The sequence below is a fragment of the Sulfurihydrogenibium yellowstonense SS-5 genome (assembly GCF_000173615.1).
Taxonomy (GTDB): Bacteria; Aquificota; Aquificia; order Aquificales; family Hydrogenothermaceae; genus Sulfurihydrogenibium; species Sulfurihydrogenibium yellowstonense.
On sequence record NZ_ABZS01000061.1, the window covers coordinates 1 to 8,644 of the forward strand.

Genomic DNA, 8,644 nt, shown 5'->3' on the forward strand with positions numbered 1-8,644 from the left:
AAATAGGCTTGAAATTATTTTGTGGTGTTGTTATTGGAATTGGTTGGATTTCTGGTTTTATCTCAAAATAATCATAACCTATGGGCTTGAAATCAACTTTATCAAAAATGGATGTATTTCCTTCTGTTTTTAGACCAAGAAAACTTAAAAATTCTTCATCTGATGGAATGTAGCTTAGAAAGAATACTTTAATTCCGTCTGAAATCTGTTTTTTTAGCCACTGCAACATCTCTGGCGAATATTCTGTTTGCCTCAGTAGTATCCCGGCATACTCATCTCCAATATAATCTTTTGGAAGCCCTTTATTGATATCATACATAACCGGAATATATCCAAGATATTCTATAAAAGCTTGGAAATTTCTATGTAAATCATCGTCTGCTGCATCAAATTCTTTAGAATTATACAAAATCATAATTTTTCTTGGAATAATTTGATATATACTTGTTCCAAGAGTTTTTAGGTCTTTATCGGTAACGTATGGGATAAACCCATTTTCGTATATTTTTTTAGCAACTTCTTTTTGTAATTTTTTATTTTTAGGGTCTACATAATCTATCACGATAACTTTGACGCCAAGGTTTTTAATCTCGTTTAGTTTGTTTAAAAGCCATCTTGTATCTTCTTCTTTCATTTTTTTGTACTTCATTGTTTTGGTATCAAGACCATAGAATAGACTTTCTGCAACTGCTGCATCTATATAATCTTTTACCTGTGGGACTACTTCAAAACCTCTGTTTAGAATGATTTTTTTGTCCGGGAATGTTTTTTTCACTTGAATGATAAACTCAACCAAGGCATTTTCATAATCTTTATATTCATTTGGTTTTAATGCAATTTGATAGCTATCTAAGGTATCAAAGAAAAATCCATCGTATTGAGAAAGATTTTTTAAGACTTTGTTTATTAGAAATTCTCTATACTCTTTTTTTCTTATATCCGCTATGTAGGTTTTCCAGTCTTTATTTTCTCCTATTATCCAGCTTTTATCTATTTCTTTATAGTACTTTCTGTAAGGCTCTATTTCTCCTACGGATACATACGCAAAAAGTTTTGCTTTTTTATTTTTTATGTAGTATTTTTCTTTAAGTTTTTCAAAAGAAAAGTTGTCCGGGTCAACTACAAGCCAGTCATAAAGGTAGAATGCCTCTTCAGGTGGTTCTCTGTAGATAAACCCAACGCTTAAATCTTTTCCGTAAGATAGATTAAATATAAATAAAAGATTAAATAAGCATAAAAGTCTGATAATGTATCTCATCTAAAAACCTCCTTAACAAAATTATGGCAAGCAAATCAGAAATAAACAGAGAGATAGCATAACCATATCCATAGAAGTAAGGTCCAAGTAAAATAGAAGCATAGGTAAATACTGCGTTAGAAACAGCAAAAAGAATAGATAAGTAAAGAACTTCTCTTCTTCTGTCAAAGTAGTTTAGTATTGCGAGCAATGTCATAAATATTAACTGAAGGTATGTCCCAACCATCAAAACATGGAAAAGGGGTATGTATAAAAGAGAAAGCTTAAATATTTTGAATAAAAGCGTATCAAATATTAAGAAAAATAAAAATGCTATTCCTTGAATTCTCAAAGTATCAAAAATAACAGAACGAGCCGAAAGTATCATGTCATCGCCAAATTGATAAATTTTATTTAAGGTTGCCCCTTCTCTAACTGCACGGTAATATCTGTCATAATAATCTGCAAACTCTGTCTCAAGTTTTAAGAAAAATACTGCCATACCGGGAGCAATTGCAATATATGCTAAAAACATCGGAATATCATAAACAATAGAAGCTCTAATGGGTCCTAAAATCTGGATGCTCGTATCAGGATAAAACCAAAATATAAATTTATCTATCCATATACCAAGATTATAGAAAAATCCCGAAAAAATCAAAGATATATATATTTTATGTCTATCAAAAAAATCAAAAGATATTATCTTATCTGAATAGTGGGTTTTTATAAAATACCCAAGAAGCAAGAAAAATAATACTGTCTGACCAACAAAAAATGAAAACATCAACCCTGCCAAATCGTATCTTGCCATATATAAAGCTAAAAGGAAAAAGGTAATATACGCGGTAGCAAAAGAAAAGACTATAAATTTATAGCTTTTAAATCCGGTTAATACGACATTTATAATCCATAACCCACACATTATCGTAAAAATCAATACATACAAAATAATAAAAACTGCACCTTGTTCTTTAAAAAAGATAACTGAAAAAATTAAAGAAATGATAAAAGCCAAAATCATATTTAAAAGTATATTCCCAATAAGATTTGGAAGAACAACTTCATATTTCTTCTCAAAAATTCTGTCTGCAAGAAATCTTGTTATCATAAGCTGAGAAAATCCGGTTAAAATAAGACTGAAAGCTGTTAAGTATGTTACTATTACACCAAACTGAATTACAATTTTATCGGAAGAGACAAATTGTCTTAAAACATAGAAAGATAATGCTAATGTTAAAATAGAAATTAAATATGGTCCGGCACTTAAAACAGCAGAGTATCCGAAAGCTTTTACTATTGAACCAAGCGTTCTTTCTCTTAATACTTTCCTTAATTCAAAGCTTATACCGGCCATTGTGTTAAAACCTCTTTATAAATCTTTCTATAATTTTCTAAAAATTGCTCTTTTCTATAAAATTTATTTACTCTTGTTAATGCACTTTTTTGATAAGCATTCCATTTTTCTTCATCTGTTAAAAGCTCTATGTATGCATTGGCTAATTTTTCCGGATTTGCAATAGGAACAACTTCTCCGGCCTTACCAATATTAATATCCTCTTCGTTTAGTCCACCATATATTAGCTGTCTACAAGAACCAACATCTGTAGCAACGGCCGGAAGACCGGCAGCAAAACCTTCCAGAACAACCAGCGGCATACCTTCACTTATAGATGTTAAAGTCAGTATTCCTGTTTTTGGGAAAATATCCTTTGGATTTTGAAATCCAAGAAATTTCACATTATTTTCAAGATTGTAAACTTCAACCAATCTTTTACATTCTTCATAATACTCAGGGTCTTCATCAGTTGGACCAACTATCCAACCTTCAGCTTGGGGTAATTTATTTACAACTATTCTCATAGCCTTTATGAATGTTTTTATATCTTTAATTGGAACAACCCTCCCAAGCAATGTAATTACCTTTGGGATTTCCTTAGGTCTATTTTTCAAAGCTTGAGAATAGCCTTCAACATCAACACCATTTGGGATTACAATACACTTGTTTGGGTCTGCACCGTAGGATATTTGAATTTTCCTCGCATCATCAAAAAGAGAGATAATGATCTTACTCGCATGATAGATAAATTTTCCAATGCTTTCAAAAAACCTAATCCACAAGTTACGAATATGATCAATCTCACCTAAATCTCTTTGAAAGAATAATCTTTTATCTACAAGCCAATCTACATTTAAAAGGTCTATTTTCCTTTCCCTTGTATATATCCCATGTTCAGTAAGGACAAACGGAATTTTTTTATGATAAGAGATCAGTGATGCAAGAAATCCGGCGTATCCTGTTGAAGGACTATGTACTATATCACAATCTGGAGCCTGGGAAGCAATTTTAGCAACAACCCATATAGGTGCATGAATGTTCCTTATCGTCCAAAAGTAATCTATAAAAGGGGTTTCTTCAGCATATTCTGTGTACATATCAATTATAAAGTTCCAAGCCTCTCTACTAAACAAAAAATCTTCTTCTTTTACTTCTTTTAGATAAAACTCAAGTTTTTTGATTTTTTCTGGCAGGTCAACATTTTTATCTACGTTTTCTTTAAACCATTTATGCAGAGTTTCTATGTAATTAAAATTTTCTTCATTGGCATTTCTTTCATGGGGCAGGGTTGTTCTTTCATAATTAAAAAGATAATCTGCAGATAAATAAACTAAATTGTCCGGAAGTTTGTATTTTATTCCTTCGTAGTCTTCCGGCCTACTTCCAAGAAAAACAACTCCAAAGTTTTTTTCTGAAATGCCTGTAATTAAATCATGAATCCATGTAGAAACGCCGCCTCTAATGTATGGATATGTTCCTTCTGCAATTAGTAAAACATCTATTTTTTTATTTTGGTTTAAAAGCTCTATCATTGCATGCTCCAAAATTGTTTCATAAAGTTAACTTTTACGTCCAATGATAAGTCTAATTGAGAGAAAAGCTCTTTTACCTTTTTAAAATTTCTTTCATAGAAATAACATTCTGCAAGATATGGAATGACTTTATATCTAAACTCTTTAAAATTAAAAGCCAACTCTAAATATTCTTTTGCTTTTTTATAATCTTTAAGTCTTAAATAAACTCTTCCAATTAGAAAATAAGGAATAAAATCCTTTTTTAATTTTAACCCTTCTTCTGCGTAGTATAAAGCTTTTTCTATTGCGAAATTTTCAAACTCTTTATCTACAACATGAAAAAAAACAAAATCCCAGTAAGCTTGGGCCAATTCAAAGTAAATTTTAGCTTTTTCTTCTTCAGATAAATCATTATCTTTTAGTCTGAGATTAAGTTCATGAATTTTATCGTTTAACTGTTTTTCCATTTTAGAAATCATACTAAAAGCCATCAATCTTATTTCGTCCATAGGATTACTAATATTTTCTTTTATTAAAGAATAGGTTATCGGACTTTGTAAATCCGATAAAGACATAAAAGCTCTTAGTTTTAGGTCCTTTGGAACGTTATCTTTCTTTAAAATTGAAAGTATTGCTCCTTCTCCAAATCTACGACCACTAAAATAAAGGTCTTCATCTTCTATCTCTTCAATAGAAAAAGTTTCTATAGGCTTAAATTCAATATTTCTTTGCGTTCTAAATAGATATAAAGTTAAGATAAATAAAAATAAATATCCAACGATAAATCCGAAAAACCCTATTAAAAATATAAATACTAAAGGCTGCCATTTTCTTGACCTAGTTCTTTTAGGCAAAAAAAGATATAAAACAGTTGTTAATAAAAAAACTGCCAAGCCATGAAAGAGAAAAAACAATGATAATGCGACATAAATATTCTCTGTAAAAAAAGATGAAATACCAAGAACTTCTAAAGTTACAGATAAATATAATTTTTTATAACTCATTTAATAGTCTCCAAAATTGATTGAAGATTTTTAGCTGGATTTATATCAACAGATTCTATTTTTAGTTTTATATTTTTTTCAAAGAAAGATAAAGATAAATTCTCTACTAAAATATTCTTTACTCTTTCCACAAAAGAATTTGCTCCAGAAATTGGTGTAAAAGGTAATAATATTGGTATTATTAAAAGATTGTCTTCTTGTAAAAACAGTGAGTCCATTATGTCAAGTCCTCTTAAATTTTTCCTGAGTAAATTTTTTATATTTTCATCTTCGATGCTTCCTTTAATTTGAAAGATAACTAAGGAAGATTCTATTCCTAAATTCTTTTTAATTTCTGACATTCTATATATTTCTTTTATAAAGTCTATGTCAAACATATCGAATTTCTTAACTATATCTTTTATCTTTTCTAAAATTAACTTTTCACTTACAATATAGTAAATAAATAGATTAATCATCAAAAGAGTATCCATGTTTAAAGATAAAAATCCAATCTCTTCAATTACAAATAAATAAACTTGCGTTTCTGAAATAAATACAGGAATAGCTGCATAGTACTTTGATTCTTCTTCTATTTTGCTTAGGTATGAAATACTTCTATCTTCTATTGCTTTGGAAACTAAAACATCTTTTATATTAAAATCAAAGTCATCATGGGTAGAGGATATTATTTTAAAATTATTTTTTTCTAAATCTACATATACAAGTGCAGCTCTTTCTATGTTGAATGATTGAATTAATAAATTCATTAGCATATTGGAAATTTCTTCTTCTTCAAAATTTGATATTATTTTTTGTTTAATCTGATAAATTACTTCTCTTATACTAATAGGTTTTATAATGTACTGCTTTTCAAGTTGGTCGTGGGATATTTTTAAAAGCATCAGCTCTCTTGCTAAATCTCTTAATTTTCCGTCAGCATATTTAAATTTATCCTCTGATTTTTTTACATTTTCAGACCAATAATAATTAAATTCTGATGCTACAAGCACAAACAGAAATAACCATAGAATATAAACTGTTGGAAATTCTTTATAAAAGAAAAAGGCTATTAAAACAATTATAAAAAAGCTTATAATTCCTGCAAATAACCCATAGTAAAGGGTAAACACAAGTAATGGAAGTAGATAAAATAAATAACCAAATTTAGATTCTATAAACAAGGGGTCAGAAGGATTTGTATACATTCCAATAAATAATAAAGCTAATGTGAATATAAATATTTCAGCAATTAATATTTTTAAGTTTAATTCCTTTAAAAACTTTGTTAAAAACATGGCTTTAAGGAATGATTTTGTTTAGTATTTTTTGCGCTACGGTTGTAATAGATTCATGAGACCAGCCTGTTTTGGAAGATACACTTGTGTAAACTTCTTTTTCCTGTTTGATATCATAAATTTTAACAGTAATACTTACTGCCGGTTCTCCATCAATACCGGTTTTGTATCTAAATTCGTTTACACTCCCGGTAATTGCATAATCTATATTACTTTCCTTTAACTCTTGCAAAAGCTTCTTAATTTCCTCAGGACTGTAATCTTTATCTTGTTTAACGTTCGTAATAGATAGTTTATATCCTTTGGAAGAAACAACCCCTTCTGTTATGCTTTTTACTCTAAGTCCTGCTAAAGGCGTTTCTGTATAGTTTTCAAATGGAAGAACCGTTATTTTCTTATCTTTTAAATTTAATTTAGCATAATCTAAATTTGTAACTGTTGAGCATGATACTAAGAAAACTAAAGCAAAAAATAATAAGAACTTCCTCATCTTAAACCTCCTCCTGTAATAGTTTTTTCTCCCATTCAAGGGCAGTTTTACAAATTAGCTTTAAATCATCATACTGCGGTTTCCAATTCAAATTGTTTAAAATTTTAGTATTATCTGCTATTAATATAGCCGGGTCTCCCTCTCTACGACCGGTATACTCAACTTTAAAATCTACTCCTGAAACTTCCTTCATAGTATTAATAACTTCCAAGACAGAGTACCCTCTGCCATATCCACAATTAAACACGTCACTATTATTATCATTTAAATACTCTAAGCTTTTAATATGAGCATCTGCTAAATCATCAACATGAATATAATCTCTTATACAAGTGCCGTCCGGCGTTGGATAATCTGTACCAAAAACATACATTTTATCTCTCTTGCCAACCGCTGTTTCTGCTGCTACTTTTATTAGATGGGTTGCGTTTGGAAATCTCTGCCCTATTCTAATTTTTAAGTCTGCTCCGGCAACATTAAAATATCTGAGTATTATATACTTAAATTCAGTATGGGCACCTACATCGTTAAGGACTGTTTCGCTCATTAATTTACTTCTTCCATAAGGGTTTATTGGTTGTGTTGGCGTTGTTTCTTTCACCGGAATTTCGTCCGGTTGACCGTACACTGCAGCAGTAGATGAGAAAATAAATCTATTAACACCATATTTAAGACAAAGATTGATAAGATTGGTTGTGTTTACTGTGTTGTTCATATAATATTTAATTGGATTTTTTACGCTCTCTGGTACCACAATGCTTGCTGCAAAATGAATTACAGCATCGAATTTTTTAGCTTTAAATATTCCTTCTATCATCTGAAAATCTTTCAAATCTGCTTCAATAAAAGTAAGCTCTGTATTTTTGCCCGTTTGCTGACGGATTTCATTTAGCGTTTTAATAGTTTTCAATGAACCTGTTGAGAGATTATCAATGATTACTACGCTGTGGTCCGTGTTTTCTATTATCTGTTTTACTACATGACTACCGATATAACCTGCTCCACCTGTGATTAAAATGTTCATAAATTATCTCCTTTTTATTTTTGTTAAAATTTCTTCTACAATTTGGCTTGGTGTTTTTTTGTCTGCATTGATTCTTATGTTTGCAAGTCTATATACATTCTTCCTTTCTTCAAAAAGTTGTTTTATTTTTTCTGTAGGTTGTTTTAATAATGGTCTGTCTTGGTCGTTTTTTAGTCTATCTAAGACAGTGTTTAAACTAACATCAAGCCACACAACATCTCCGTTTTTTTTCATTAAATTCATATTGTCCAAATTTGCCCCAAGTCCACCTCCGGTAGAAACTACAAGTCCTTCTTGATTAACTATTGCTTCTATCTGTTTTCTTTCAAGCTCTCTAAAATAGCTTTCTCCTTTTTGCTCAAAAATATCTTTTATTTTCATTCCTTCCTTTTCTTCAATAAACTTATCAATATCAATAAAATTCATATTTAATTTTTCGGCTAAAATCTTTCCTACCGTAGACTTTCCACTTCCCATAAATCCGACAAGATATATATTTTTCATTCTATCTCCTTAATTTCAAGAATTTTCTCAACATTGAAAACTCTATCATCTTTTCTTATTGTGCAAAATCCTTCAATGCCTAAGAACTCAGCACCGTTGTAATCCATTTTGCCAATTTTTTTAGGGATTATTACTCTTTTTGATTTTACATCTTTTGATTTAAGATAGACTATCTCTATTGGCTTTTTCTCAGAGATGGCTTTTTTGATTATTTCTATTTTTTCTTCTAACGGAAGCTTTTTACTCGAAAGCTTA

The 8,644-nt window shown here is 29.9% G+C and carries 9 protein-coding genes; all 9 read right to left on the reverse strand.

Annotated features, from left to right (window positions below):
• The coding region (locus SULYE_RS03625; RefSeq protein WP_007546607.1) for an endo alpha-1,4 polygalactosaminidase at window positions 1–1,258 on the reverse strand (1,258 nt) is incomplete at its 3' end.
• Window positions 1,224–2,594 carry an exopolysaccharide Pel transporter PelG gene (gene pelG, locus SULYE_RS03630; protein ID WP_007546608.1) on the reverse strand — a complete coding sequence of 457 codons (1,371 nt, stop codon included), beginning with the start codon at window positions 2,592–2,594 and terminating at the stop codon, window positions 1,224–1,226. The genes SULYE_RS03625 and pelG, both read right to left, overlap by 35 nt.
• The gene (pelF, locus tag SULYE_RS03635; protein ID WP_007546609.1) at window positions 2,582–4,108 is read right to left on the reverse strand and encodes a GT4 family glycosyltransferase PelF; all 1,527 of its coding nucleotides are present in this window, start codon (window positions 4,106–4,108) and stop codon (window positions 2,582–2,584) included. Before pelF ends, pelG begins: the two co-directional genes overlap by 13 nt.
• Window positions 4,105–5,094, reverse strand: a complete 990-nt coding sequence (locus SULYE_RS03640) for a tetratricopeptide repeat protein (protein WP_007546610.1) — start codon at window positions 5,092–5,094, stop codon at window positions 4,105–4,107. The genes pelF and SULYE_RS03640 overlap by 4 nt, the downstream gene beginning before the upstream one ends.
• Window positions 5,091–6,371, reverse strand: a complete 1,281-nt coding sequence (locus SULYE_RS03645) for a PelD GGDEF domain-containing protein (protein ID WP_007546611.1) — start codon at window positions 6,369–6,371, stop codon at window positions 5,091–5,093. Before SULYE_RS03645 ends, SULYE_RS03640 begins: the two co-directional genes overlap by 4 nt.
• 4 nt (window positions 6,372–6,375) lie before the next feature.
• Entirely contained in the window at window positions 6,376–6,861 is a 486-nt protein-coding gene (locus SULYE_RS03650) for a hypothetical protein (RefSeq protein ID WP_007546612.1), read from the reverse strand.
• Window position 6,862: 1 nt separating this feature from the next.
• Window positions 6,863–7,885, reverse strand: coding sequence for a UDP-glucose 4-epimerase GalE (gene galE, locus SULYE_RS03655; protein WP_007546614.1), 1,023 nt, complete (start codon window positions 7,883–7,885; stop codon window positions 6,863–6,865).
• Window positions 7,886–7,888: 3 nt separating this feature from the next.
• Window positions 7,889–8,389, reverse strand: coding sequence for a shikimate kinase (locus SULYE_RS03660; RefSeq protein WP_007546615.1), 501 nt, complete (start codon window positions 8,387–8,389; stop codon window positions 7,889–7,891).
• Window positions 8,386–8,644, reverse strand: a 259-nt coding sequence (locus SULYE_RS08345) for a WYL domain-containing protein (RefSeq protein WP_007546617.1), incomplete at its 5' end; no start/stop codon positions are given. The genes SULYE_RS08345 and SULYE_RS03660, both read right to left, overlap by 4 nt.

Excerpts from the sequence above, each read along its gene's own strand:
- SULYE_RS03640 (WP_007546610.1), bottom strand. The coding sequence starts at position 5,094 with ATGAGTTATAAAAAATTATATTTATCTGTAACTTTAGAAGTTCTTGGT.
- SULYE_RS03650 (WP_007546612.1), bottom strand. The coding sequence starts at position 6,861 with ATGAGGAAGTTCTTATTATTTTTTGCTTTAGTTTTCTTAGTATCATGC.
- SULYE_RS03660 (WP_007546615.1), bottom strand. The coding sequence starts at position 8,389 with ATGAAAAATATATATCTTGTCGGATTTATGGGAAGTGGAAAGTCTACG.
- SULYE_RS03645 (WP_007546611.1), bottom strand. The coding sequence starts at position 6,371 with ATGTTTTTAACAAAGTTTTTAAAGGAATTAAACTTAAAAATATTAATT.
- pelF (WP_007546609.1), bottom strand. The coding sequence starts at position 4,108 with ATGATAGAGCTTTTAAACCAAAATAAAAAAATAGATGTTTTACTAATT.
- galE (WP_007546614.1), bottom strand. The coding sequence starts at position 7,885 with ATGAACATTTTAATCACAGGTGGAGCAGGTTATATCGGTAGTCATGTA.
- pelG (WP_007546608.1), bottom strand. The coding sequence starts at position 2,594 with ATGGCCGGTATAAGCTTTGAATTAAGGAAAGTATTAAGAGAAAGAACG.